Genomic DNA, 25251 nt, shown 5'->3' with positions numbered 1-25251 from the left:
CCGGCATGAGCCTGCGCGCAACCGCCATCGATGTCCGCTTCATCCAGCAGGAGGACAGGCTGGGCCTGACCCTGCGGTCCGATGATGACAGCGTGGATATGCTGGTGACCCGCCGGATGACACGGGGTCTTGTGGCCGGGATGATCGAATTGCTGATGCGCAGCAGCCGGGAGGTGGCGGCCGCACCCGGCGAAAGCCGCAACGACGTGCTGTTGTTCGAACATATGGAGGCTGCGGCGGGCTGGCAGCGCATCGAAGGTCCGGTGCCGGCGGCCGACCCGTCCGGTGCCGCCGCCGGAGATGGGGTGCGGCAAACTGATGCCCCCGCCGCATTGTTGGTCAAGACGGATATCACCATCCGCCAGGGTATCATGCAGCTGCTGTTCCACGATGCCGACGGAGCGCGGGCGGAGATCGATCTAGGACGCGACAAGGCCCATCACCTTCTGTCGATCCTGCGGGAAAAATCCGTTTATGCCCAATGGGATATCAGCGAAATGTCCTGGTTGGACCGCCGCACGCATTTCGTGATCCCGGAGGGGTTGCGGCTCAGCTGAACCGGACGGAAGCCGGTGGGCCGGCTGCGGCCCGCACCGGTCACCATTGTGACATCAGCAACTTACTGATATTGCCCTGCAGTACATGCGCGGATACAATGCCGGCGCGATTGAGTGGGTGGCCTCGTGCAGGCACCCCTTATATAAGGCAGCCAAGTCTATGAAGATCATACCGAACCGCCCCGCAGGCGCTCATTCTCCGCTGCGGCAGGCGCTACAGAAGTCCGCGCGAGCCTTCGGGTTCGTTGGGGTTTTCAGCTTCTTCGTCAATCTGTTGATGCTGGCTTCGCCCATCTACATGCTGCAGGTCTATGACCGTGTGCTGACGGCACGCAGCGAATCCACCCTGCTGTATCTCAGCCTGGTCATCGCGGCCATGATGATGGTCATGGCCATGCTGGAGGTCATCCGCTCCCGCGTGCTGGTGCGCGTCAGCGGCAAGATGGAGAAGGAATTGGGCGCGCGCGTCTTCGACGCGATCTTCGCGCTGAACCTGCGCATGCCCGCGGCCAACCGCAGCCAGTCGCTGCGCGACCTGGACAATGTGCGCCAGTTCATCACCTCGCAGGGGCCGTTCGCCTTCTTCGATGCGCCCTGGGCGCCGATCTTCATCGGCATCGTCTGCCTGATGCACCCGCTGCTGGGTGTCGTGGCGCTGGGCGGCGCCATCCTGCTGTTCGCGCTTGCTTATGCGACGGAAGTGGTGACGAAGAAGCCGCTGTCGGAGGCCAATGGCCACGCGCTGCGCGCCACCTCCTTCGCCGAGGCCAGCCTGAAGAACAGCGAGGTTCTGGCGGCCATGGGCATGCTTCCCGGCATCCGCCGCCGCTGGCGCGCCAGCCAGGACCGGGCCATGCTGTTGCAGGCCGTGGCCAGCGACAATGCCGGTTTCATCAGCGCCATGACCAAGTTCACCCGCTTGGCCGTGCAGTCGGCCATCCTGGGTATGGGTGCCTATCTGGCGCTGGAGAACGAGATCACCCCGGGTATCATGATCGCGTCGTCCATCATCATGGGCCGCGGTCTGGCCCCGGTGGAACAGGCCATCGGTTCCTGGAAGATGTTCATCGGCGCGCGCGGTTCCTACGCCCGCCTGAACGAGCTGCTGCGCGCCTTCGACGGTGGCCAGGAGACCATGGAGCTGCCGCCGCCGCAGGGCAACCTGTCGGTGGAGCGCGTCGTGGCCGTGCCGCCGGGCGGCAATACCCCCACCATCAAGGGCGTCAGCTTCGCCCTGGGCGCGGGCGAGTCGCTGGCCATCGTCGGCCCCAGTGCCGCCGGCAAGTCCACGCTGGCCCGTCTGCTGGTCGGCGTCTGGTCGGCGCATAGCGGTTCCGTCCGCCTGGACGGCGCCGATGTCTATGCCTGGAACCATGAAAGCCTGGGGCCGCATATCGGTTACCTGCCCCAGGATGTTGAAATCTTCGACGGCTCCATCAAGGACAACATCGCCCGTTTCGGCGAGGTCGATCCGGCCAAGGTGGTGGAAGCGGCCCAGCTGGCCGGGGTGCATGAGATGATCCTGCGCCTGCCCAACGGGTATGACACGGTGATCGGTCCGGGCGGCATCGCCCTGTCCGGTGGCCAGCGCCAGCGGCTGGGCCTGGCCCGTGCCGTCTATGGCGATCCGCGCTTCCTGGTGCTGGACGAGCCGAATTCCAACCTTGACAGCGAAGGCGAGGCCGCCCTGGTCCAGGGGCTGGCCAAGCTGAAGGAACGCAAGGCGACCGTCATCCTCATCTCCCACCGCCCCAGCGTCATGAACCATGTCGACAAGATCCTGGTTCTGCGTGACGGGCTGGTGGAGATGTTCGGTCCCAAGCAGGAAGTGCTGGCCCGCCTGACCCGCCCCGTTGCGCAGCCGCAGCAGGTGCAGCAGCAGCAGCCGGCCCCGGGCCAGATCGCCTCTTCCGCCGGTGCGGGCGCCTGATCGCGCGTCCCCGGTCGACCCTCGTTGGAAAGTGTCGGAAATGATGAAGCTCCTGACCACCCAGAAGATGCCGGCCCTGGCGCCGGATGCGGATGTACCCGCGGTTCCTACCGATGAGATGCCGGTCGTCCGCGCCGGTCTGGCGCTGATCGTCTTTGCCTTCGGCGGCATCCTGCTCTGGTCCTTCCTGGCCCCCATCGCCAAGGGCATCGTCGCCCCCGGCCTGGTGGCCGTGGACAGCAACCGCAAGACCATCCAGCACCTGGAAGGCGGCATCGTGTCGGAGATCCTGGTGCGTGATGGCGCCACGGTGAAGGCCGGTGACGTACTGCTGCGTCTGGACGAGGTGACGCCCCAGGCCCAGCGCGACGTGCTGTATGGCCAGTTCCTGACCTCCAAGGCCCAGGAGGCCCGCTTCATCACCGAACGCGACGGGGCGAAGGACATCGCCTTCCCGGCCGAGCTGCAGGGTGCCGGCGATAACAACCGCAACGCTTCCATCCGCGGGTCGGAGCAGGAAGTGTTCAAGTCCCGTCGCGACGCCCTGAACGGCCAGCTCTCCATCTACGAAGCGCGCATCAAGCAGTTGGAGGAGCAGAGCAAGGGCCTGCAGGCCCAGGTCGATGCCAACACCAAACAGATCACTCTGATCGATAGTGAGCTGGAGGGCCTTCAGCAGCTGTTCGAGAAGGGCTATGCCTCCAAGACCCGTCTGCTGGAACTCCAGCGCCGCCGGGCGGAGCTGGACGGCGACCGCGGCAATTACGCGGCCGAGATGGCCCGCAACCGGGTGGCGATCGGCGAGGCCCGCCTGCAGATCATCCAGGTCCGCAAGACCTTCGAGGAGGATGTGGCCAAGGGCCTGTCCGAGGCGCAGGCCCGCGTGTTCGATCTTCAGGACCGCCTGACCAGCGCCATCGACGTGTTGAAGCGTCGCGAGGTGAAGGCCACGACGGACGGCACCATCGTCAATTCCCGCGTCCATACCGTGGGTGGTGTCGTCCGTGCCGGCGACCCGCTGATGGAACTGGTGCCCAGCAATGACGATCTGATCATCGAGGCCATGGTGTCCCCGATGGATGTCGATGTCGCCATGCCGGGCATGGAGGCGGAAGTGCGCTTCTCCTCCCTGTCCACCCGCCATATCCCCATCCTGACGGGCACGGTGGAGACGGTGGCGGCGGATGCCACCACCGACCAGCATGGCAACCGCTATTACATCTCGCGCGTGCGGGTGCCGAAGGAGCAGCTGAAGCATCTGGATGGCCAGAAGCTGGTCCCCGGCATGCCGGCGGAGACGCTGATCAAGGCTGGTGAGCGGACGATCCTGGAATATCTGTTCCGGCCGCTGACCGACAGTTTCTTCCGCGCGTTCAAGGAAAGCTGAGGAGAGGAGACGGAGCATGATCCCGGCACAGGGCGGCTCCGGTCTCATCTGGCGCATCCAGGCGGCCCCGCGGGACCTGTCGCGGGGCATCGCCGCCTGCGACCTGCCCGCAAATTGCCTGGTGGTGCCGGATGCGACCTGGAGCGGCATGGTGCCCGATGCGGCCTATGTCGAATGCCCCACCTTTTTCCTGGAGGACAGGGCGGGCTTTGTGGCCCTGCTGGCCTTCTTCGTGGTCAATTCCCTGCGGTTCCGGCTTTATGCCCGTGCGCCGGCGGGGGAGGCGGACGGGCTGTTGATGGCCTATCCGCGGCTGGACGATGCGACGATGCAGATGCTGCGGCATTTCGATCCGCGCTCGGCCCAGCAGATCAGCGTGCTGTGGCAGCGGCTGGAGGCCTTCCTGGGCCAGATCGCCCTGCCCAAGCCGCCGGAACAGGGGATGTTGTAACCGCGCGCCCTCGACCTGACCTGCGTCACACAATATGAATGGGGCGGCCTGACCAGGGCCGCTCTTTTCATTTCACCACAATCCGCGGCAGCCGGTCGATCGGCTCCAGGCTGATGCGGCGGAAGAAGGTCTCCGCCCCTTCCGATTGGAACTGGATATGGCCGCTGGTCAGGGGCGTGCGCTTGCCGTCGGGCCCCAGCACGGACAGGTTGCGCAGTTCCATGACCGGCACGCCATTGACCACATGGATGGCGCGATCATCCAGGACATAGAGGTCCAGCACGTTCCATTGCCCCACGGGCCGTTCGGCATCGATGGCGGCCTCCACGTTCCAGGCCGGCGCCTCCACCGTCACGGCACGGCCGCCCGCCATGTAGCGACGCTGGGGATCGATCAGGGACCGGTCGCGGGCGGCGTCGGTCACCGGTTTCACCATGGTGCCCACGGGCACGACCATGCCGGTGGACCCGCGCATGATCTCGAACTCCACCGCCGGCATCCAGGTGCCATAGACACCGCCGGCGGGCCCGAAGGAATGGTAGAGCAGGCCATTATTCTCCGGCAGATCCAGGCGCGGGACATGGCGCTTGCCGCTCCATTTGAATTCCAGCCGCAGGTGATAATTGCCGAAGGTGCCGCGATGGACGATGGAGCCCCAGGTGGCGCCATCGACGCGCATCGTTGGCTCACCCTCCAGTGTCACCATGGTGAACATCGGATCGCCGCCGGGCCGGGCGCCGTACGGTTTCTCCGTCTTGTTGGTATAGGTGATGGACGGGTCGGCATAGCCCAGCCAGATGTCCCAGTCCGACAGGTCCTTGCCATTCAGCAGGCTGACCGCCGGGCCGGTGGGTGACGGGATGTCGGTAAGGGTCAGGCGCTGGGCCTTGTAGACCGGATCACCGGCCAGAATGGCCTCCAGCTTCCGATCAACCTCCACCGCTCCCGCCCCGATGCCGGTACCCGCCAACAGCAACAGGGCCGCCAGCCCCAGGCCGATCCACCGCATGCCTTGATCCTCCCATGATTATTGATAGCGCTGTCAATTTTGACCGCACTATGCCGCAGAAGCAGGGGCGATCACAGATGTTTCTCCATGAAGATGCTGGCCCCGCCCCCGCAGGAGTATTCGCCGAAGGCCCCGCAATCGGTGAAGCCCAGCCGCCGGTACAGGCCCACGGCTTCGCGCTGCAGATCGCCGGTTTCCAGCTTCAGCAGGGGGATGCCCTCGGCCCGTGCCAGTTCCTCCAGCTGTGCCATGATGGCACCGGCGATGCCGCGCCCGCGATGCACGGGATCGACATACATGCGCTTCACCTCCGCATAGCCTGCTGCCGGGTCCAGGCGCAGCGCGCCGCAGCCCACGGCCCGTCCGTCGCGCCGGGCCAGCAGAAAGCGCATGTCGGGCGCCCTCAGCTGTTCGGGGTCCAGCAGGTGATTATCCTCCGGCTGGTAAAGCTGCCCCAGATACAGGTCCAGGGCCGCGATCAGGGCGCGGGCATCGGGCTGTGTCGGGTCGGCAAGTGTGACATGGATGCTGTTCATTGGACCTCCTTCAGCAGAAATTCGACCAGGGAAGGCACCGTCTGGGTGGCGGGACCATAGAGCCCGCCATCGAACCGGCCGCCCGTTTCCTCCATATTGATTTCCAGGGTGATGGCGCCGTTGGAACGTGCCTCCGCCGTGAAGCCGGCGGCCGGATAGACGGTGCCCGAGGTGCCGATGGACAGGAACAGGCCGGCACCGGACAGGGCCTCGCCGATCTCCTCCATGAACAGGGGCATCTCCCCGAACCAGACGATATGCGGGCGAAGCGTGCCCCGCGCGCCGCAATCGGGACAGATTGCATCGGTCGCCAGATCACCGTCGAACCGATCGATCCGCGTGCAAGCCGCACAGCAGATCTTCAGCAATTCCCCATGCATGTGCAGCAGCTTTTGCGAGCCGGCGCGGTCATGCAGGTCATCGACATTCTGGGTGACCAGCAGGAAGGGCCCGCGCCATTCCCGTTCCAGCCGGACCAGGGCGTCATGGGCGGCATTCGGCTGCACCGCCGGGTCCAGCACGGCACGGCGGCGGGCATTGTAGAAACCCTGGACGCGGGTCGGGTCACGGGCGAAGGCCTGCGGTGTCGCCACCTCCTCCAGCCGCACTTGTGCCCAGATGCCATCGGCGTCGCGGAACGTGTGCAGGCCCGATTCCCGGCTGATCCCGGCCCCGGTCAGCACCACCAGCCCCGCATCGGGGCGCAATCCCTGCAACAGGCGCTTCAGGCTGGGGTCGATCATTGGGGGCCGCCGGCATGGATGGAAAAGCCGGGCGCAGGGTGGCATGGGTGCCGCCTGCGGGACAAGTCCATGTCGTCAGGGTTGTGTTCGCCTGTTATGAATTCATCCGCGATCCGGCAACTTCCTCAGCGGTCAACCCATGCGCTCCGTCCTGTTCGTCTGCACCGGCAATATCTGTCGCTCCCCCACCGCCGACGGGGTGTTCCGCAAGCTGGTGGCCGATGCTGGGCTGGATGTGCTGGTCGACAGTGCCGGCACCCATGGCTATCACATCGGGGAGGGGCCCGACCCGCGTACCGTGCGCGCCGCCCGTGCCCGCGGCTATGACCTGTCGCCGCTGCGTGCGCGCAAGCTGGTGACCGATGATTACAGCCGCTTCGACCTGATGCTGGCCATGGACCGGGGGCATATGGACATCATGCGTCGCCTGGCCCCGGCCGGGTCGGCGGCACAGCTGGCGCTGTTCACCGATTTCGCCCCCGCCCCCTGGCGGGGCCGCGACGTGCCCGACCCCTATTATGGCGGGGCGGAGGGTTTTACCGAGGTGCTGGACATGGTGGAAGCCGGCGCCCGGGCGCTGCTGGAACGCGTTACGCGCGCCTGAGCATCTCCAGCGCGTCGGGGAAGCGCCGTGACAAGGGCGCGGTGCTGCCGTCCGCCAGGGTCAGGGCATAGTCGCCCGACCCTTCCGGTTCCAGCCCCCTGACATGGGCCCCGTTCACCAGCCAGGACCGGTGGGTGCGCAGCATGCCATGGGGTGACAGTTCGTCGGCAACCTGGGTCAGGGTGGCGCGCATCAGGGGGCGCCTGCCATCGGCCAGCAGGAATTCCACATAATTACCGGCCGACCGCACGGCCATGATCTCCGCCACCGCCACGCGCAGCAGCCGGGCCCCGTCGCGTATGTCGAACAGGACCGGGGCGGTGGGCGGTGGAGCCGCATCTGGCGGCATCGCGGCGGGGATGGGCTTGGCTGCCGGCCTGCCATGGCCGAACAGCAGGAAGACGCCGCAGATGACCAGATAGGTCATCATGTCCTTGCGCCCCTCATAGATCAGGACTGGGGCCGTGACATGGAAATGATAATTCAGGTCCAGCAGGGCCGAGGTGCTGTTGCGCACCAGCGCCATACCCAGCGTATGCAGCGCGCTGAAACCCACGGCCGTGACGGCATGTATCAGCGCCACCCGGCCCCAGGGCCGCGTCAGCGGTGCCTTGGCCAGTGCCAGGGCCGGCAGCCAGCACAGGCAGAGGATGACGATGGCACTGCTGAACTCCGTCAGCACCGGCAGCCAGGTGGGCCAGTTGCGATCTTCCCAGGCGGACGTGATGTTGACGATGTTCGACCCCAGCATCAGCGGCACCAGCCCCAGATAGGGCCGCCAGCCGCCCAGGCCGCTCGTCACACGCACAGCACCGTTCGTCCCGGCCGCGTCAGGGCGGGTTCCGTCCGTCACCGCCGTCTTGCCGGCCCGCCGGGTCCAGGGCCAGAAGCGGGGGCCGGCACCCGTTTCCCCCGTCCCCTGGCCCCGTTCTTCTTGGGAAGTTGATGATGACGATGACAAACCCTGTCCCATCCGTTCCGCCTGCCAGCAGCCAGCGCCTGGCCTTCCTGGACTGGGTCCGGGTCGGCGCCTTCGGCCTTCTGATCCTTTATCATGTCGGCATGTTCTATGTGAGTTGGGACTGGCATGTGAAGAGCCAGCATGCAGGGTTCGCGATAGAGCCGCTGATGCTGCTGACCAATCCCTGGCGCCTCTCGCTGCTGTTCCTGATCTCCGGTGTGGCCACCCGCTTCATGGCCGACCGCATGGGGCCGGGCCGGCTGGCCGGATCACGCCTGCCGCGTCTGGGCATCCCGCTGCTGTTCGTCATGGCCGTGCTGGTCGTGCCACAGCCCTATTACGAGGTGGTGGAGAAGATCGATTATGCCGACGGCTATTGGGCCTTCTGGGGTCGCTACCTGTCCTTCGACCAGAGCTTCTGCCGCGGCGATGACTGCCTGACCCTGCCCACCTGGAACCATATGTGGTTCGTGGCCTATCTGCTGGTCTACACGCTGATCATGGCCTTGGCGCTGAAGCTGGGGGCCGGGCGCTGGCTGGTCCGGCTGGGGGAAGGGGGGTGGACGCGCGGCTGGGCCGTGCTGGTCCTGCCCATCCTGGTGCTGACCCTGCTGCGTATCTTCATGCTCGACCCGTTCCCCATCACCCATAACCTGGCCTGGGACTGGTACAACCATGCGGTCAGTTTCGGCATGTTCCTGCTGGGCTTCGGCTTCGCCCGCAACGAGGCGCTGTTCGACTGGCTGGCGGCGCGGCGCTGGCTGCTGCTGGGCGTCGGGCTGGGGGCCTGGGCCTTCTATGCCTGGTATGGCTGGACCTACTGGCAGGACGGGTCGCCCACGCCGCCCGATGCGTTGCGCATGACCGCTCGCACCGCCTATGCGGTGGAGCAATGGGCGATGATCCTGGCGATGCTGGGCCTGGCGCGGCGGTACCTGAACCGGTCGACGCCGCTGCTGCGTTACCTGTCGGTGGGGGTGTTCCCCTTCTATATCATCCACCAGACCCTGATCGTGGTGATCGGGCACAATCTGACGCCGTTGGCCCTTCCCGTCGGGATCGAGTCGGTGCTGCTGATCGCCCTGACGGTGGCGGGATGCTTCGTCACCTACGAATTGGCGCGGCGGATCAAGCTGTTGGGGCCTTTGCTGGGGGTGCGGTGAAATAAACATGCGCCATGCCGCGATCAATCTGTCCCGGCCTAAGCCTTTGTTTACCCCTGTGGCGTAGGCTTCGTCCGGTCGGCACTTTGCCGGCACGGGTTCGGGGTGCGATGTGAGCGGCGTTGCCAACATGCAGGAAGCGGCCACGGCCGAGGCAGACGCGGTTTGCGATCCGCGTTTGCGCGGGTTGGTGGATTACTGGGCGGCAAGGCGGGGGCCCGATCGCCCGGCCCCCGCCCGGCATGAGCTGGATCCTGCCGATATGCAGCCGCTTCTGCCCTGGATCATGCTGCTGGACGTGCTGGATGATGATTACCGCTACCGGCTGGTCGGTACGGGTCTGGACGGGCTGTTCGGCCGGGCCCTGACGGGGACGACCCTGCGCCAGTCCTGGCCCGCCCATATGGGCGGCCATTGGCGCCACTGGATGGATCGCGCCAGCCGCGAGGCGCTGCCCGTGGCCACCGGCGCTATCTTGAACACCAGGCGCGGGCGCCTGCGCCTGGACGGGGTGATCCTGCCGCTCTCCAACCATCCCGGCCGCATCGACATGCTGTTGTGCGGGGTGATGGGGTCGTCCATGCGCCGCCCGCCATCCCCCCTGCTGCGCCCCACGGACGAGGTGGTGGAGGATGAGTTGCTGGGGTTCCAGGCAATGCCCCTGACGCTTTAAAAAGTGCCGGAAAGACTTTAGGGTGCCCCATCCTTCCGGCAGCCCCATGATCGATCCGTGACCGACAACAGCTCTCCCGTCTCTCCCATGATGGCGCAGTATCTGGAGATCAAGCGCCAGCACCCCGGATCGCTGCTGTTCTATCGGATGGGGGATTTCTACGAGCTGTTCTTCGATGATGCGGTCCAGGCCGCCGCATCGCTGGACATCACCCTGACCAAGCGCGGCCAGCACCAGGGGGAGGATATCCCCATGTGCGGCGTGCCGGTCCATTCCCACGAGCAATATCTCTCCCGCCTGATCCGCGCCGGCTTCCGCGTCGCCATCTGCGAACAGACCGAGGACCCGGCGGAAGCCAAGAAGCGCGGCAGCAAATCCGTCGTTCGCCGCGACGTGGTCCGCGTCGTCACGCCCGGCACCATTACCGAGGATGGGCTGCTGGATGCCCGGTCCAACAATTACCTGGCGGCCCTGGCCGAGGCTGGGGGCGAGGGCGGGCTTGCCTGGCTGGACCTGTCCACGGGGGAACTGACCCTGTCGCCGGTGGAGCGGGTCAACCTGCCCTCGCTACTGGCCCGCCTGTCGCCGGGCGAATTGTTATTGCCGGAGCGGCTGTCGCAGACCGATGAACTGTCCCCCCTCTGGGATGAATGGCGCGCGCGCCTGACCGTGCAGCCCAATGCAAGGTTCGACAGCGAGAATGGGCGCAAGCGCCTGCTGTCGCTTTACAATGTCGGCACGCTGGACGCGTTCGGCGCCTTTGGCCGGGCGGAGGTGGCGGCGGCCGGTGCCCTGGTCGATTATGTGGAACTGACCCAGAAGGGCCGTCTGCCGCGCTTCGATACTCCCCGCCGTCTGGCCGCCGGTCAGGTGATGGAGATCGACCCCGCCACCCGCCGCAATCTGGAACTGACCCGGACATTGACCGGCGAACGCCGGGGCAGCCTGCTGGCGGCCATCGACCGTACCGTCACCGGGGCCGGTGCCCGCCTGCTGGCTGGCCGCCTGTCGGCACCGCTGACCGATCCGGCGCGGATCGAGCGGCGGCTGGACATGGTGGCCTATCTGGCCGGCGAGACGGCGCTGCGCATCGATATCCGCGAGGAACTGCGCCGCACGCCGGACATGGAACGGTCGCTGACCCGCCTGACCCTGGATCGGGGCAGCCCGCGCGATCTGGCCGCCGTGCGCGATGCGCTGGACCGCGCCGTTTCCCTGCGCGGGCGGCTGGCCTATGGCGCTGGTGGCATCGCTCCGCCCCTGCCGGCGGGCCTGTCGCGGATCGTCGAGGGGCTGGGGGGTGGCCAGGGGACCGATCATGAGGCGCTGATCGGGCTATTGTCGCGAGCGCTGGGCCCGGAACTGCCGCTGCTGGCGCGCGATGGCGGCTTCGTCGCCGCCGGCTATGCCCCGGCGCTGGATGAATTGCGGGCGCTGCGTGATGACAGCCGCCGGCATATCGCCAATCTCCAGGCGCAATATGTCGATGCCACGGGCATCGCGTCGCTGAAGATCCGGCACAACAATGTGCTGGGCTATTATATCGAGGTCACGGCGGTACATGCCGACAAGCTGATGTCGGAGAAGCACCGGGCCGACTTCATCCATCGCCAGACCATGGCGGGTGCGGTGCGCTTCACCACCGTTGCCCTGTCGGAACTGGAGCGCAAGGTGGCGGAGGCCGGCGACCGGTCGCTGGCCCTGGAGCTGGAGATTTTCGCCCAGCTGGTGCGGGCGGTGATCGATCTGGCCGACCCGATCGCCACCACGGCCCGGGCGCTGGCCACGCTGGACGTCACCGCCGCGCTGGCCGATCTGGCTGTCGATGGCGGCTGGTGCCGGCCGGAAATGGCCAACGATCTGTCGTTCGACGTGGCGGGCGGGCGACATCCGGTGGTGGAACAGGCGCTGGCGGAAAATGGCGGCGGCACCTTCGTCGCCAATGATTGCGACCTGTCGCCGGGCCAGCGCCTGTGGCTGCTGACCGGTCCCAACATGGCGGGTAAATCCACCTTCCTGCGCCAGAACGCCCTGATCGCCGTGCTGGCGCAGATGGGCAGCTACGTGCCCGCGGCCAAGGCCCGCATCGGCACGGTGGACAAGCTGTTCAGCCGCGTGGGGGCGGCCGACGATCTGGCCCGTGGCCGGTCGACCTTCATGGTGGAGATGGTGGAGACGGCCACCATCCTGAACCAGGCTACCCGCCAGTCCCTGGTCATCCTGGACGAGATCGGTCGCGGCACGGCTACCTTCGACGGCCTGTCCATCGCCTGGGCCTGCGTGGAACATCTGCATGAGATGGCCCGCTGCCGCGGCCTGTTCGCCACGCATTATCATGAACTGACGGCGCTGTCGGCCAAGCTGACCGACCTGTCCTGCCATACGATGCGCATCAAGGAATGGAAGGGCGACGTCATCTTCCTGCATGAGGTGGCGGCGGGAGCGGCCGACCGGTCCTACGGCATCCATGTTGCCCGCCTGGCCGGGCTGCCGCCGGCCGTCATTTCGCGAGCGGAACAGGTGTTGCAGATCCTGGAGAAAGGCGACCAGGCCAGTGCCGCCAGCCGCTTGGCCGACGACCTGCCGCTGTTCGCCGCCATGGCGCAGAAGCCGGCGCCCAGACAGATTGTTGCGGAACCGGAACCATCACTGGTGGAAGCGGAGTTGCGGGACATTAACCCTGACGAACTGACGCCGCGCGAAGCGCTGGACGCGCTTTACAAGCTGCGGGGATTGCTGGGGTAATTTAACCCGTCAGGAAACTGACGATCAGCACATCCTCCACCACCGGCTGGCCGATGATGTTGTTGGCCAGATCGCGCACATGGCTTTTCACGGCCTTCAACTGGTCCGGTCCGGCGGTGCGGGTCAGGCTGGTATCCACGGGCAGCTGTTCGGTCAGCAGTCCCACGATGCGTGGCATGTAGCTGTTGACCAGGGCCGATTCCACCGGCAGCTGCTCGGTCCGGCGTACCACGAGCTGCATGGCGATGCGGATGAAGGCATAGCGTTCCCGCCCCGGCAGCAACAGGGGGGGCACATTCACGAAGCGCAGCTTGGGATCATCCAGGTTGGCTTCTGCCGCGAAGGCCGGAAATGGCAATGCGCAGGCAGCCAGTGCACCCGCACCCAGCCGAAGGAATGCCCGCCTGTCGAAATTCGCCCCTGTCATCGTTCGCCCCGTGATGCCCGGTCACGGGTTTGAATAGAACGACAAACCGTTGCCCATCGCAAGCACCGGCTTATGACCATGCGGTCAGGGCATGACAGCCTCTGAGAATAGTAAACTATCAAGTCTATTAATCCGCTTGACCGCCAGACGGTCAGAGCGCACCTTCATGGAAAAACTGGACCATCCAGTTCCGTATTTGCCGACCAGGATCAAGACCCATGAACAGGAAGATCGCCCTGACCCTCGCCGTGCCGCTGCTGCTTGCCGGGACCTATGGCGCCTGGCACTGGTGGTCCGTCGCGCGGTTTGAAGAGAGCACCGACAACGCCTATGTCGAAGCCGACATCACCATGATCAGCCCACGTGTCGAGGGTCACCTTGCCGCGGTGGAGGTTGTGGAGAACCAGATGGTACGGGCGGGTGAGGTGCTGGCCCGGCTGGATGATCGCGACCTGCGCGCCAAGGCCGACCAGGCCCGGGCTCGGCGCGATGCGGCGGCGGCTTCCATCGCCAATATCGACAGCCGCCTGACGCTGGAAGGTGCCTTGATCCGGCAAGCGGAAGCCAACGTCGCCTCGGCCCAGGCCGAACAGCGCCGCGCCGGGGCCGACGCCCAGCGTTATACGGCCCTGGCCGGCCGCGAATTCGCCAGCCAGCAGAAGCTGGCCACCACCCAGGCCGACGCGCAGAAGGCCGGCGCTGCTCTGGCCAAGGCACAGGCGGCCCTGGTGGCCGAACGCGACCAGTTGTCGGTCCTGTCCACCGAACGGTCCAAGGCGGAGGCCGCCTTGCAGGAGGCCAAGGCCGCCCTGGACCTGGCGGAGAACGACCTGGACAAGAGCACCATCCGCGCGCCCATCGACGGCGTGGTCGGCAGTTCCGGGGCCCGTGTCGGTCAGTTCGTGAAGGCCGGTGCGCAGATGATGTCGCTGGTCCCCGTCCAGGACGCCTATATCACCGCCAATTTCAAGGAAACCCAGATCGGCCGGCTGCGCGTGGGCCAGCCGGTGGAGCTGACCATCGATGCCTATCCGGGCCTGGTGGTCACCGGCAAGATCGACAGCCTGTCCCCGGCGTCTGGCGCACAGTTCAGCCTGCTGCCGCCAGAAAACGCCACGGGCAACTTCACCAAGATCGTGCAGCGCGTGCCCGTGCGCATCGCCCTGCCAAAGGACGGGCCGCTGGCCGGCCGCCTGCGCCCCGGCCTGTCGGTGGAGGCCCATGTCGATACCCGCCAGCAGGGCCGTGACCTGATCGGCATCGCCAAGGCCGACATCACCATTCCCCAGCAGGTGGCGGTGCGGCCATGAGCAGCAGCGCCACCCTGGACGGGGAGGTGCTGCCGGCCGTCCCGGCCGCTTCGCCACCACCCGTCACCGCCGGCATTTCCAAACGCACCCTGATCGGGTTCGTGGCCATGGTGTTCGGTATGTTCATGGCCATCCTGGACATCCAGATCGTGGCCAGCAGCCTGCGCCAGATCCAGGCCGGGGTGGCGGCCAGCGCCGATGAGATCGTCTGGGTCCAGACCAGCTATCTCATCGCCGAAGTGGTGATGATCCCGCTCTCGGGTTACCTGACGCGGCTTCTGTCCACGCGGGTCCTGTTCACGGTGGCGGCGCTTGGGTTCACGCTGACCAGCATGCTCTGCGCCCAATCCTCCTCGCTCGATGAACTGGTGGTGTGGCGCACGTTACAGGGCTTCATCGGCGGCGGCATGATCCCCACCGTCTTCGCCACCAGCTTCACCGCCTTTTCCCCGGCACGGCGCGCCCCGGTGACCGTGGTCATCGGCCTGGTGGCCACGCTGGGCCCCACCATCGGGCCGACGCTGGGCGGGTTCCTGACGGAGCAATTCTCCTGGCACTGGCTGTTCATGATCAATCTGATCCCGGGTCTGGCCGTGGCCGCCATCGTCTGGAACTGCATCGATATCGACAAGCCCAACCCGTCGCTGCTGAAGGGCATCGACCTGACCGGCATCGCTCTGATGGCGATTTTCCTGGCCAGCCTGGATTACGTGATCGAGGAAGGGGCGCGCGAACAATGGTTCCAGGATGAGACGATCCGCGACTTCGCCATCGTCGCGGTATTGGCCGGCATCGGCTTCTTCTGGCGCATGTTCACCTATGACAAGCCGATCGTTGATCTGCGCAGCTTGCGCAACGTCAATTTCGCCATGGGCTCGATCTATGGCTTCATCATCGGCATCGGGCTCTATGGCTCGGTCTATATGCTGCCCCTCTATCTGGGGCAGGTGCGCGGGCTGAATGCCCAGCAGATCGGCGCCACCATGGTGGTGACGGGCATTTGCCAGTTCCTGTCCTCGCCCATTGCCGGCACGCTGTCATCCAAGATCGATGTGCGCAAGGTGCTGGGGATCGGCTTCACCCTGCTGGCCGTCAGCTTCTATATCTCCGTGCCCGTCACCGCCGACTGGCAGTTCGACCAGCTGCTGGTGCCGCAGATGATCCGCGGGGCGGGCCTGATGTTCTGCATCATCCCAATCACGTCGCTGGCCATGGGCACATTGCCGCCGCAGCAGGTGCCCAACGCGTCGGGCCTGTTCAACCTCATGCGCAATCTGGGCGGTGCCTTCGGGCTGGCTGGGATCAATACCCTGATCACGGAGCGTATGGCCCAGCATGGCCGTGTGCTTTATGACTGGATCGACCCGACGCGGCCGGAGGTGCAGAATTTCCTGGCCGCTGTGGGGGGCCGCGTGGCGGAAGCCACGGGTGCCGACCCGTCCACGGCCGGCCTGCACGTGCTGGCAGCATCCATCCAGAAACAGGCGACGGTGATGACCTTCTCCGATCTGTTCCTGGCCATGGGGGTGGTGTTCACGCTGGCGCTGCTGACGCTGCCGTTTGTGAAGCGGCCGGTGCTGCGCGGGGCGCCGGAAGGGGCGCACTAACAAGAAAGTGGAGGCAGGAGTGAGTGCGATGGTGATGGAACAGCCCGATGCGAAGGCGCCGCGCCGCGCCGGCCGTCCCCTGGACATGGCCAAGCGCGACGCCATCCTGGACGCTGCCGAGGATGCCTTCATCCAGGATGGCTATGGCGCCAGCATGGACAAGGTGGCGGAGATGGCCGGCGTCTCCAAACAGACCATCTACAAGCATTTCACCGCCAAGGACCGGCTGTTCGACGCCATGGTCGTACGCCGGTCGGAACGGATGACCGAACCGGTGACCATGGCCGATCCCGACCGGCCGGTGGCCGAGGTGCTGACCAATCTGGGCCACCGTTTCCTGAACCTGATCATGGGTGGGCAGATGATCTGCCTGCTGCGCGTCATCCTGTCGGCCGGGTCGGATACGGAGCTGGGCGAGCATTTCTATCAGACCGGCCCCTCCGTCTCCCTCTCCCGCATCGCCGCCTATGTCAGACGCCTGCATGGCGAGGGACGGCTGAACGCGCCGGACCCGTTGCAGGCGGCCGAACATTTCATCGGCCTGGTCAATGGCAATATGCAGCTGCGCGGCCTGCTGGGCGTGTTGCAGCCGATGACAGAGGCGGAACGTGCGGCCCGCGTCGCAGCGGCGGTGAGGGTGTTCCTGGCGGCCTATGGCAAGTAAAACAGCGCTCATAGAAGACCGCTGCAGGCCGGCGACCGCCGGCCCGCGCCCACGTGGGCGCGTAAGCCCAAGCCCACGGATGCGGGCACCCGGCGCCTGAGGGAACGAGAAAACCTTACGCCGTGCGGCGTAAGGTGGGGCGGTGATGGGGCTGGATCAGCTCCGACAGCTGCGTCGCCAGTTCACGCCCCTTGTCGGTCAGGGTGATGATCTTGCGGCGGCGCTCGCGCGGGTCTTCTTCAGCCTGCACCAGATCATGGCCGGCCTTGCCGAAGCTGTGCCACTTCGACAAGGCCGCCACATTGCGCGAGGCCGAGGATTGGGCGATGCCCAGCCGCTCCGACAGATCGCGGATCGACAGGCCCTCATTCTGCGCGATCGTCAGGAACGACAGCGCATATTGGATGGGCAGGTCGGGATCCAATGTCCGGAGCGCTTCCAGGACGCGGACCAGCGGGTCCAGCGTTTCAGGATGCCAGGCGGCGGTCCCTGGATTGGTAGGCATCATGGTGACGGCCATCGTTTGTGGGTCCCCTGGCCACCGGGCGCCAGCGGCCCGGCGTATAAATCACATGCAGCCGGCCGAACCAGATCAGGGTCTCGCCATTCTCGCGCCGGACTTCATAGCCGCGCGTGCGTGGGGCGTCCCGATGGGGCCGGTCGGTCAGTTCAAAGAAGAATTTCGGGCCCTTGCCCAGCGACATGAAGAAGCTCATCACTGCCCTCGATTGTTCGGAAGATCGTTTGTTGGTTGAGGGGGATTTGTCGGGCGGTCATCAGATAGCCGGTACCGCACGGGGATACCCCGCGCTTGGTACCGGTACGGTTAAACAGATTATCCATGGAAAATTTCTCCTCTTGGCTGGGTGGTGGCAGGGAAGGGTTCAAAAGGATTTATCGCCGAAGGACGGGAAGGTTGCAAGGAACAATCTGTCCCTATATTCCGTCAGTTCCGATATCGGATGAATTCGGAACGAAAAAGGCCGGCGATGCCGCCGCGCCGTGTCCTCCAGCGCGCGCCGCGTGGCGGGATCAAGGTCGCGAAGGATGACATCCGGCAGGTCGGGATGGGGGGGCACTATCCGGGCCAGCCGGCCCAGCAGGGTAAGAAAACGCATGATTGGGGTCCTTTGATCGGATGGAGGTGAAATCATCCGATATCGGATATTATCCGTCAACATGCAGAATTTGCGAGGGCGGCCCGGCATTATGGCGCAAACGCGGTATTATGGCGCAAACGCCACCACGGTAGCCATGTCGTATCGGGCTGATTCCGGTACGATTATTCCATGGCAACATCCCTTGTTCTCCTTGGTCTGATCCGCCGCCGTGCCGAGCTTGCCGGCGAGATGGCCAAGCTGCGCCGCCGCATCGGCGCCCTCCAGATTGACCTTCGTGCGCTGGATCACTGCCTGATCATGTGGGGCTGCACATCGCCCGAGACGATCAAGCCAATCGAGAAGCGCGGCCCGCGCCGCAGCATCAACGTTACGGCGTTCATTCTGGATACCCTGCGCGATTCTGAGACGCCACTTCCTTCTGCGGAGCTGGCCACGATGCTGATGCGCCACCTTGGCATTCCAGGTCGTGACGATGTCACGGTCAGGCGCCATGTGTTGGTGGTGCTAGGCGGCCTGCGGTCACTGAGGAAGCGGGGTTTAGTGATGGATAGTGCAGATGGATGGATGATTTCGGATGAGTAACCAACTGACAAAATGCTCCACCTTCTGGCACCGCAATCAAATGCGGCCTTGCATAACACCGTCAAAAAAGGGTAGAAAAATGGTGCGCCCGGCCAGACTCGAACTGGCAACCGGGAACTTAGTAGGGACCTGCTCTATCCGTTTGAGCTACGGGCGCACATGAGGGGGTTCTTCATGTCTTCATGCATCACCTACCATTCTCCAGGTTGGGTTTGGTGTTGATGTTTTGGTCTTCCTAGCGTTGGCGCGCCGTGGATGACCGATGAAAAAGGTGGAGCTGAGGGGACTTGCACCCCCAGGGAGTTGGATGGAAAGCCGTTCCCTGCACTGTGCCAGCCCCGATGATCAATCAAGTACGCCCTCGGCCCATTCGGTTCGGGGGCGTATCTGTATTTCAGCGGAAATAGCGATAAAACGGTTGCAGGATTCCATACCCAACCGGAAGAGTCGAGTCCTTTCGAGACAACATTTGGTGTGAGCGGCTTCTGCTGATCGCAAGCCCATGTGTCAAATCTGACACTGCTCCTGACCCGTCATCTGACAATTACGGCAATTCCCAATTGCCTCAATGACTGGATATCATAATCCTCCCATGCCATAGTGCTGTCACCGTTTGAGGGCTTGGCCGCTCGACGACGGTACGCAGTCCGCGTTCACACAGGGTTTCCCGCTTTGTCGGGCGGCCCACCGAATACAATACCCTTATCCCGGACGCCCGGTTATCCCGGCGTGTCCAGGGGAATAGGTGGGGCATGTCTCCCTGTGTGCATGCGGCCAACCGCCCGGCGCCAGCCGGTCGCCGGGCTCGCACGGGGGACTCCCATATGAATTTAAGATCCTGCGTACGCCTCTTATGCATCGGCTTGGTCGCCGGCCTTGTTGGAGCAGGCTGTAAAACAACAGCTCCGGATGCAATTGGCCTGGACAGCGGCTTCGCTGCCAAGAAGATCGTCGGCAGTGTCGATGAGAAATGGCGTGGTCCTGTCGAAGCCACTGTGTCGTCGGGGATGATTGACCAGGCCAGTGTGCAATATCGATACGATTTCACTTCCATCGACCCTTCCGGCAACTTCGCCGTCTGCGGTGCTTTCAACGCCAAGAACCGGATGGGCGGCTATGTCGGTATGACTCGCTTCGCGGTCATCTTCGTGAATGAGGCGCCCTATCAACTATCGATACAAGGCGATGACAAGGGGGCGGTCTGGAACAAGTATCCGTGGGCAGAATGGTGCGGTCCCGTGCATCCCGACGATTGGACACGATCAGTCGCCGATCCGAATTTTCGGCCTGTGAAACGAGCCGATTCGTAACGTTGGATGCGGGGGATATTCATCATGAAGGCATTTCGATATCTATTCGTCGCGGTCGCGATTGCCGCGCTTCCGTTCAGCGCGTCAGCGCAGGTACAGCCGACCACCCAAATGACCAGCGACCAGATCGTGGCGCCGCTGCCAATGGAGACAGCACGCCAACTTGTCAACTATGTGCGATTGAACGGTTACACCTGCAATAGGCCGGACTTGGTCAGGCAATGCCTGCTTTCCAGGTGTTTTGAGGTTCGTTGCGATGTCAGGTGGACCTATGAACTCACCCAGAACGCCAGAGGCGGCATCGACATCGCCGTGAAGTGATCAAGCCGCCTTGCGCTGCCACCGGCCGGTGAAGTCCACGGACATCGCGGACTGACCGACCAGCGCACCGACGCGGTTGAACAGCGTGCCATTGGGCTGGCGGCGGTGATCCTCCCGCCAGCCCATCTCGGCAGCGTAGCGGTTCAGGTAGGCGTCGCTGATGCAATGGTGCTGGCCCCACTCGGCGCGGCGCAGCCGAGAGAAGAAGCTTTCCGCCAGGTTCGTGCAGGCGTCGTCATGGCTGTAGGCGACGCTGTGGTTGACCTGGCGCATCTTGAACCGGGCCCGCAGGCTATCCCAGGTCGTGGCCTCATCGGTATGCACCACGGTGCCCTTGGCGACGCGGGCCTTGATGAAGTCGGTGGAGGCATCCTCGCTGGGGAACACGGCGGTGACGGTGCGGCCACCACGCTCACGGATGGCCACCACAACCTTGCGCTTGCCGTTCTGGTTGGCGGCCAGACGGCGGTCGATCCGGTCCTCCTTGTGGTTCGCAGGCCGGATATGGCCGCCCGTATACATGCCGTCCACCTCAACGGTCTTGCCGGCGCCACCGACACTGGCGCCCTTCATCTCCAGCGTCATGGCCTCGCGCAGCTTGTGGCACAGCACCCAGGCGGCCTTGAACGAAATGTCCAAATCCCGGCCGAGCTGCAAGGCGCTGATGCCCTTCACTGCGTTCACGAACAGCACGATGGCCGCCAGATAGTCGCGGATCGACAGCTTGTGATAGGCGAACAGCGTCCCGCTGGTCGGGCTGAAGTCCTTGCGGCAGGCAGAGCAACGGAAGCGCGGAGTCGCGCCGCGGGTGACGTCGTAGCAACGATCATAACCACACTTCGCACACACCGGCATGCCATCCGTCGCCGGCCAGCGGATGCGCTGGAACAGCTTCCACGCATCCGCGTCCGTCAGGGACAGAACAGCCCGAAGGCTGATCGTCCGTGCGGCAGAGGAAAGGAGGAAGTGTTGAGACATTGAGGTAGCATTTCCGACGTGTTGTTGTCAGATATGCTATCTTATCCACAATCCTTGTCAACGCGAAAGATGTCGAATATGCTAACTATCAGTCAGAAACGACATGGTGCGAGCATGGCAACGGATGCGCAGTGGGCGGAGATCGCCAAGGGGATCGTGAAAGCGGAGCTGAAGCGTCGGAATGTGACCTATGAAGAACTGGCGCAGCGCCTGACGGATCAGGGCATCCCTGAGACGAAAGCATCGATCGCCAGCAAACTCAGCCGTGGTGGCTTCACGGCGGCATTCATGTTGGCCGCGATGAAGAACATAGGCTGCGACACAATTAGGGTTGACATGATCTAATTGTGACCATTGCACATTGATATTATTTTCCCACATTCCAAATTAATTCTATCAATCAAATCCGATGACTCTACATACTCAACCCATTCAATTGCGTTCATCCCTCCCTCTTTTTCATATTCCTTGCTCGATCTGTATTGAAGCGCCACTATGGAGGCAGTTGCTTTTTTTGAAAGTTCCCTAAGTTTATCTGAACCAACTACATCAAGCGCGTTTAGCAGATGTATATCCATATTTGTGTCAGAAATATCCGACCATTTAGAGTCTGGATCGGTTGACCTATAGAATATTGTCATGAAATGACTGCGAATCATCATGGCATGTTTCGAGACACTCTCAGAATACCTGATGTCTCTCTCCAATGATGAGAGCTTTAATTGGGTGCTTTGATATTTTGCCCTCTCGTCTTTCCATGCAAAATAAGGAGAAGAAATAACCCCAACAACTGATCTTATTATAATAAAATATATAACAAACTGCAGTGCCATGCTGGCATAAGTCTCAAGCATAGTTGCCTCCGCTCCGAGAGGCTTGGCCATCAGAATCGCAGACGCTACCCCACCCGAGACGTCCAGCCTGGATAGAATTGGGGAAACAGAATGGCGAATGCAAAGCCACATAAATTCGCGGATCATGATTTGAGCATGATGCGACATCGTCTCGACAATGAGAATATGTCATCTCACGCCTCGCTCGGGTTCGCGAGGGTTGGTGGCGAGCATGTGACGTCAGGGTGATCCGCTTCCAGAGGCTCATGTCAGGCCTCCGGTGGCGTTTGCGCCATAATACCGCGCAAACGCGGTATTATGGCGCAAACGCCACCAGTGAAACGTGGACAGGCACATTTGGCGCATGATCATACAAGGCCGTCATTTACGGGTGTCCGCCGCATGCCCATAATTGCAGCCGCGGCGACCCCAGATCAGCCCAGAACCCGCCGGGAGCGAGGCCATGAGCGCAAACGACACCTATCTCGCGGTTTTCACCAGCAACAAGTCCAGCCCGCGCTGGCAGGCCTGGTACGCGATGACGCCGGAGGAACGGCGGGCCACGGACGAGATCGGGCTGGCCGCGCTGAAGGCCTGGGATGAGGCGCACAAGGATGTGATCGTCTATGCGGGCGGGCCGCTGGGTCCGACCAAGCGCACGTCGCCCGATGGCGTGGCGGATGTGGTCAATGAGCTGACGGTCTTCGTCGTCGTGCGCGCCCCGTCGCATGACGCGGCGGCCAGACTGTTCGAGGGTCATCCGCATTTCACCATCTTCCCCTGCGACAGTGTCGACGTGATGCCGCTGCTTGGCCCCAAGCCCAAGGACGCCGTATGACCGGACATCGCATCTTCTCCGCGAGCTTTGCCAGCGTCTATCCGCACTATATCGCCAAGGCGGAAAAGAAGGGGCGCACCAAGGAAGAGGTGGATGAGATCACCCGCTGGCTGACGGGATATAGCCAGGGGGCGCTGGATGGTGCGTTGGCGCAGAAAACCAGTGTGGAGGATTTCTTCGGTCAGGCGCCGCAGATGAACCCATCGCGACACCTGATCACGGGTGTGGTCTGTGGCGTCCGGGTGGAAAGCGTCGAAGACCCGCTGATGAAGGAAATCCGTTTTCTCGACAAGCTGATCGACGAGCTTGCCAAGGGCAAGGCGATGGCCAAGATCCTGCGCATGTGAGGCGGGCGGCCCCTGCCTTCAGATCAGATCGCCGATATCCAGCGCGCCGGTATAGCCGGTGATGTTGACGATGAAATCGTCGGCGCCGAATACCTGACCGGTGACCATGCCGCTGACCACCAGATACTTGTCCTCGCCATAGATGAATATGCCGGCCGTGCCGTTCTTGGCGAGCGGGCCACTGGCGGCGAACAGGCGGTTCACGGCGGCGGCCAGCGTCGTGCCGGTCATCGCCGTCTCCCCGCCTTCCACGATGGTGCGCACGGTGAAGGGCAGGTCGATGCGGTCCGCCCAGTCGCCACCATCGCCGCCCAGATCCAGGTCGCGGATCAGGTCGATGCCGGTACGGGTGACGGTACCGGTGGCGCGGCCTTCGATCACCGTGGTGAACTGGAACAGGTCCTGGCCTTCACCGCCCGTCATCTCGTCGATGCCGGAACTGCCGACCAGGGTGTCGTTACCGGCCCCGCCCAGAAGCGTGTCATTGCCGTTGCCGCCGTTCAGCCGGTCATTGCCGGCCCCGCCGGTGAGGATGTTGTTGAGCGCGTTGCCCGTGCCGGTAAAGCCCTCGGTGCCGGTATAAGCGAGGTTCTCCACCTCCGCGCCCAGCGAATAGCGCAGCAGGCTGGTCCGCACCGTGTCGGTGCCGCCCTTGACCAGTTCGGTGATGATATCGCCGCTGGCATCGACGACATAGGTATCGTCACCGGCCCCGCCGATCATTGTGTCGTTGCCGGCCGCGCCATCCAGCGTGTCGTTGCCGGCCCCGCCCGTCAGCTTGTTGTTGAGCGCGTTGCCCAGGCCGGCGAAGGTGTCGCGACCCTGGTAGGTCAGCAATTCCAGGTTGGCGCCCAGCGTGTAGCTGGCCAGCGTGGTCCGCACCTCGTCCGTGCCGGCGGCCAGCCCCTCGATTATCGTGTCGGCAAGGTCATCGACGACATAGATGTCGTTGCCGGTGCCACCCACCATCACGTCGGCACCGGTGCCGCCATTCAGCAGGTCGTTTCCCACCCCGCCTTCCAGCGTGTCGCTGCCGGTCCCGCCATTCAGCGTGTCATTGCCGTTATAGCCCAGGATGATGTTGTCCAGCCCGTTGCCCGTGGCGACCAGGCTGGCGACCGATACGATCACCAGGTTCTCGACATTGTCGGGCAGGGTATAGCTGTTGGTGATGAAGACGCTGTCGACGCCTTCGCCTTCATTCTCCACCACCTTGTCGCCGGAAACATCGACCTCGTAATTGTCGGAACCCGCCCCACCGGCCATGCTGTCCACGCCGCTGCCGCCGCGCAGGAAATCCGACCCGCCGCCTCCGGTCAGCGTGTCGTTGCCCAGCCCGCCGATCAGAATGTCGGCATAGTCGCTGCCGGTCAGATTGTCATTGCCCGATCCGCCATCCAGCAGCGATCCGGCGCTGCCGGAAGCGGCGGCCATGATGTCGGCGGCGGCAGTGCCGGTGCGCGCATCGAATTCCGAGCGCAGGCGATAGACCAGCAGTTCGTTGGGAATCGCGGCGGTGAAATCGGCGGCGCTGATCACGGTTTCGGCCACGGCACCATTGCGGCCCGTCGTGTCCAGGCGGCTGATGGCACCCGTGGTCGGGTTCACGCCCGAGACGATGAAGGCATGGGCGCGCTGGGCCTCATTGGCGGATGGCGTCCAGTTCAGCCGCACCTGGTCCCCGGCGCGGGCACTGGCCTGCCAGTCCGAAACCTCGGTTCCGGCATAGGCCCCGGCCAGCAACCAATTGTCGGCGATGGCGCGGGGATTGATCAATTCATAACGGACGGCGGCCAGCACGTTGCTGCGCGAATCACCTTCGCCGACATAGAAGGAATTGTTGGGGCCTTCGGCGATGGTGTTGACCTCGCGAACGAAGTCCAGCGAGGCGGTATCACCCACCACCAGGCCCAGATTGGCACGGGCAATCGCCACGATTTCCGCAGCGCTGACACGGGCGGCCAGTGCGCCCGTCTTCACCATGCTCGACTGCCAACTTGCCATTCCGACCTCCGGACCGGTCCTTGCCGGCCGGTCGTTTCCATCAGGGCAGTTTAAGGGGGAATTGTTTAAAATACGAGAGACAGAACCATGCCCATCGGGATTGATGGTGAGTTTCCCGTAAGGTCCGAAATGAAAAAGCCCCCGCCCGGT

28 protein-coding genes and 1 tRNA gene are annotated in these 25251 nt (G+C 64.0%); 17 read left to right on the top strand and 12 right to left on the bottom strand.

What is annotated here, in order from left to right:
• The first annotated feature begins 5 nt into the window (after positions 1-5).
• The 4 genes from ACM9HJ_RS21535 to ACM9HJ_RS21520 all read left to right on the top strand — a co-directional run bounded on the left by ACM9HJ_RS21535 (position 6) and on the right by ACM9HJ_RS21520 (position 4325).
• Positions 6-557 carry a hypothetical protein gene (locus ACM9HJ_RS21535; protein ID WP_416573819.1) on the top strand — a complete coding sequence of 184 codons (552 nt, stop codon included), beginning with the start codon at positions 6-8 and terminating at the stop codon, positions 555-557.
• Positions 558-717: 160 nt separating this feature from the next.
• Complete coding sequence (locus ACM9HJ_RS21530; protein ID WP_416573818.1) at positions 718-2487, top strand: type I secretion system permease/ATPase; 1770 nt, start codon at positions 718-720, stop codon at positions 2485-2487.
• A 40-nt stretch (positions 2488-2527) separates the two neighbouring features.
• On the top strand, positions 2528-3874 hold the full coding sequence (locus ACM9HJ_RS21525; protein ID WP_416573817.1) for an HlyD family type I secretion periplasmic adaptor subunit: 1347 nt from the start codon (positions 2528-2530) through the stop codon (positions 3872-3874).
• Between the two features lie 16 nt (positions 3875-3890).
• Complete coding sequence (locus ACM9HJ_RS21520) at positions 3891-4325, top strand: hypothetical protein (RefSeq protein WP_416573816.1); 435 nt, start codon at positions 3891-3893, stop codon at positions 4323-4325.
• A gap of 67 nt (positions 4326-4392) precedes the next feature.
• On the opposite strand, the gene ACM9HJ_RS21515 is transcribed toward ACM9HJ_RS21520, so the two are convergent.
• From ACM9HJ_RS21515 to ACM9HJ_RS21505, 3 genes are all read right to left on the bottom strand, one after another.
• Positions 4393-5334: a 3-keto-disaccharide hydrolase gene (locus tag ACM9HJ_RS21515; protein ID WP_416573815.1), complete on the bottom strand. Its 942-nt coding sequence runs from the start codon at positions 5332-5334 to the stop codon at positions 4393-4395.
• A 71-nt stretch (positions 5335-5405) separates the two neighbouring features.
• A complete protein-coding gene (locus ACM9HJ_RS21510) occupies positions 5406-5870 on the bottom strand; it encodes a GNAT family N-acetyltransferase (RefSeq protein ID WP_416573814.1) in 465 nt (154 codons plus the stop codon).
• A complete protein-coding gene (locus ACM9HJ_RS21505; RefSeq protein ID WP_416573813.1) occupies positions 5867-6613 on the bottom strand; it encodes an NAD-dependent deacylase in 747 nt (248 codons plus the stop codon). The genes ACM9HJ_RS21510 and ACM9HJ_RS21505 overlap by 4 nt, the downstream gene beginning before the upstream one ends.
• 139 nt (positions 6614-6752) lie before the next feature.
• On the opposite strand from ACM9HJ_RS21505, the gene ACM9HJ_RS21500 reads away from it, so the two are divergent.
• A complete protein-coding gene (locus ACM9HJ_RS21500; protein WP_416573812.1) occupies positions 6753-7217 on the top strand; it encodes a low molecular weight protein-tyrosine-phosphatase in 465 nt (154 codons plus the stop codon).
• Here ACM9HJ_RS21500 and ACM9HJ_RS21495 read toward each other — a convergent pair.
• The gene (locus tag ACM9HJ_RS21495) at positions 7204-8025 is read right to left on the bottom strand and encodes a LytTR family DNA-binding domain-containing protein (protein ID WP_416573811.1); all 822 of its coding nucleotides are present in this window, start codon (positions 8023-8025) and stop codon (positions 7204-7206) included. The two genes, ACM9HJ_RS21500 and ACM9HJ_RS21495, sit on opposite strands and share 14 nt — an antisense overlap.
• A 146-nt stretch (positions 8026-8171) precedes the next feature.
• On the opposite strand from ACM9HJ_RS21495, the gene ACM9HJ_RS21490 reads away from it, so the two are divergent.
• The 3 genes from ACM9HJ_RS21490 (at position 8172) to mutS (ending at position 12759) form a co-directional block, all read left to right on the top strand.
• On the top strand, positions 8172-9341 hold the full coding sequence (locus ACM9HJ_RS21490) for an acyltransferase family protein (RefSeq protein ID WP_416573810.1): 1170 nt from the start codon (positions 8172-8174) through the stop codon (positions 9339-9341).
• Between the two features lie 112 nt (positions 9342-9453).
• The gene (locus tag ACM9HJ_RS21485; protein WP_416573809.1) at positions 9454-10014 is read left to right on the top strand and encodes a PAS domain-containing protein; all 561 of its coding nucleotides are present in this window, start codon (positions 9454-9456) and stop codon (positions 10012-10014) included.
• Positions 10015-10101: 87 nt separating this feature from the next.
• Positions 10102-12759 carry a DNA mismatch repair protein MutS gene (gene mutS, locus ACM9HJ_RS21480; protein ID WP_416573922.1) on the top strand — a complete coding sequence of 886 codons (2658 nt, stop codon included), beginning with the start codon at positions 10102-10104 and terminating at the stop codon, positions 12757-12759.
• Position 12760: 1 nt separating this feature from the next.
• On the opposite strand, the gene ACM9HJ_RS21475 is transcribed toward mutS, so the two are convergent.
• Positions 12761-13186, bottom strand: a complete 426-nt coding sequence (locus tag ACM9HJ_RS21475) for a hypothetical protein (RefSeq protein WP_416573808.1) — start codon at positions 13184-13186, stop codon at positions 12761-12763.
• A gap of 218 nt (positions 13187-13404) precedes the next feature.
• Here ACM9HJ_RS21475 and ACM9HJ_RS21470 point away from each other — a divergent pair, with 218 nt between their 5' ends.
• From ACM9HJ_RS21470 to ACM9HJ_RS21460, 3 genes are read left to right on the top strand one after another with little or no spacing between them, the layout of a single operon-like run.
• Positions 13405-14496, top strand: a complete 1092-nt coding sequence (locus tag ACM9HJ_RS21470) for an HlyD family secretion protein (protein WP_416573807.1) — start codon at positions 13405-13407, stop codon at positions 14494-14496.
• Positions 14493-16103 (top strand): DHA2 family efflux MFS transporter permease subunit, encoded by a 1611-nt coding sequence (locus ACM9HJ_RS21465; RefSeq protein ID WP_416573806.1) that lies wholly within the window; start codon positions 14493-14495, stop codon positions 16101-16103. The genes ACM9HJ_RS21470 and ACM9HJ_RS21465 overlap by 4 nt, the downstream gene beginning before the upstream one ends.
• A 28-nt stretch (positions 16104-16131) precedes the next feature.
• Positions 16132-16767 (top strand): TetR/AcrR family transcriptional regulator, encoded by a 636-nt coding sequence (locus ACM9HJ_RS21460; RefSeq protein ID WP_416573921.1) that lies wholly within the window; start codon positions 16132-16134, stop codon positions 16765-16767.
• A 115-nt stretch (positions 16768-16882) separates the two neighbouring features.
• On the opposite strand, the gene ACM9HJ_RS21455 is transcribed toward ACM9HJ_RS21460, so the two are convergent.
• The 3 genes from ACM9HJ_RS21455 to ACM9HJ_RS21445 form a co-directional block, all read right to left on the bottom strand.
• The gene (locus ACM9HJ_RS21455; RefSeq protein ID WP_416573805.1) at positions 16883-17275 is read right to left on the bottom strand and encodes a MarR family winged helix-turn-helix transcriptional regulator; all 393 of its coding nucleotides are present in this window, start codon (positions 17273-17275) and stop codon (positions 16883-16885) included.
• Positions 17235-17483, bottom strand: coding sequence for a hypothetical protein (locus ACM9HJ_RS21450; protein ID WP_416573804.1), 249 nt, complete (start codon positions 17481-17483; stop codon positions 17235-17237). Before ACM9HJ_RS21450 ends, ACM9HJ_RS21455 begins: the two co-directional genes overlap by 41 nt.
• Before the next feature lie 168 nt (positions 17484-17651).
• A complete protein-coding gene (locus tag ACM9HJ_RS21445; protein ID WP_416573803.1) occupies positions 17652-17885 on the bottom strand; it encodes a hypothetical protein in 234 nt (77 codons plus the stop codon).
• A gap of 171 nt (positions 17886-18056) precedes the next feature.
• Between ACM9HJ_RS21445 and ACM9HJ_RS21440 the strand changes: the two genes are divergently transcribed.
• The gene (locus ACM9HJ_RS21440) at positions 18057-18470 is read left to right on the top strand and encodes a hypothetical protein (RefSeq protein ID WP_416573802.1); all 414 of its coding nucleotides are present in this window, start codon (positions 18057-18059) and stop codon (positions 18468-18470) included.
• Positions 18471-18550: 80 nt separating this feature from the next.
• Here ACM9HJ_RS21440 and ACM9HJ_RS21435 read toward each other — a convergent pair.
• Positions 18551-18627, bottom strand: a tRNA-Ser gene (locus ACM9HJ_RS21435).
• A 667-nt stretch (positions 18628-19294) separates the two neighbouring features.
• On the opposite strand from ACM9HJ_RS21435, the gene ACM9HJ_RS21430 reads away from it, so the two are divergent.
• Positions 19295-19780 carry a hypothetical protein gene (locus ACM9HJ_RS21430; RefSeq protein ID WP_416573801.1) on the top strand — a complete coding sequence of 162 codons (486 nt, stop codon included), beginning with the start codon at positions 19295-19297 and terminating at the stop codon, positions 19778-19780.
• Between the two features lie 24 nt (positions 19781-19804).
• Entirely contained in the window at positions 19805-20101 is a 297-nt protein-coding gene (locus ACM9HJ_RS21425; RefSeq protein WP_416573800.1) for a hypothetical protein, read from the top strand.
• On the opposite strand, the gene ACM9HJ_RS21420 is transcribed toward ACM9HJ_RS21425, so the two are convergent.
• Positions 20102-21079: an IS1595 family transposase gene (locus ACM9HJ_RS21420; RefSeq protein ID WP_416573799.1), complete on the bottom strand. Its 978-nt coding sequence runs from the start codon at positions 21077-21079 to the stop codon at positions 20102-20104. It lies immediately after the preceding gene.
• Between the two features lie 114 nt (positions 21080-21193).
• Here ACM9HJ_RS21420 and ACM9HJ_RS21415 point away from each other — a divergent pair, with 114 nt between their 5' ends.
• Positions 21194-21424: a DUF6471 domain-containing protein gene (locus tag ACM9HJ_RS21415; RefSeq protein WP_416573798.1), complete on the top strand. Its 231-nt coding sequence runs from the start codon at positions 21194-21196 to the stop codon at positions 21422-21424.
• Here ACM9HJ_RS21415 and ACM9HJ_RS21410 read toward each other — a convergent pair.
• The gene (locus ACM9HJ_RS21410) at positions 21421-21963 is read right to left on the bottom strand and encodes a hypothetical protein (protein ID WP_416573797.1); all 543 of its coding nucleotides are present in this window, start codon (positions 21961-21963) and stop codon (positions 21421-21423) included. The two genes, ACM9HJ_RS21415 and ACM9HJ_RS21410, sit on opposite strands and share 4 nt — an antisense overlap.
• Positions 21964-22375: 412 nt before the next feature.
• Here ACM9HJ_RS21410 and ACM9HJ_RS21405 point away from each other — a divergent pair, with 412 nt between their 5' ends.
• Both ACM9HJ_RS21405 and ACM9HJ_RS21400 read left to right on the top strand, forming a co-directional pair.
• Entirely contained in the window at positions 22376-22750 is a 375-nt protein-coding gene (locus tag ACM9HJ_RS21405) for a hypothetical protein (protein ID WP_416573796.1), read from the top strand.
• A complete protein-coding gene (locus ACM9HJ_RS21400) occupies positions 22747-23097 on the top strand; it encodes a DUF2200 domain-containing protein (protein WP_416573795.1) in 351 nt (116 codons plus the stop codon). Before ACM9HJ_RS21405 ends, ACM9HJ_RS21400 begins: the two co-directional genes overlap by 4 nt.
• An 18-nt stretch (positions 23098-23115) precedes the next feature.
• On the opposite strand, the gene ACM9HJ_RS21395 is transcribed toward ACM9HJ_RS21400, so the two are convergent.
• Positions 23116-25101, bottom strand: coding sequence for a calcium-binding protein (locus ACM9HJ_RS21395; RefSeq protein ID WP_416573794.1), 1986 nt, complete (start codon positions 25099-25101; stop codon positions 23116-23118).
• Between the last annotated feature and the right edge of the window lie 150 nt (positions 25102-25251).

Source organism: Niveispirillum sp. KHB5.9 (assembly GCF_048066115.1).
Classification (GTDB): domain Bacteria; phylum Pseudomonadota; class Alphaproteobacteria; order Azospirillales; family Azospirillaceae; genus Niveispirillum.
This window is presented reverse-complemented; position numbering and strand designations above follow the sequence as displayed.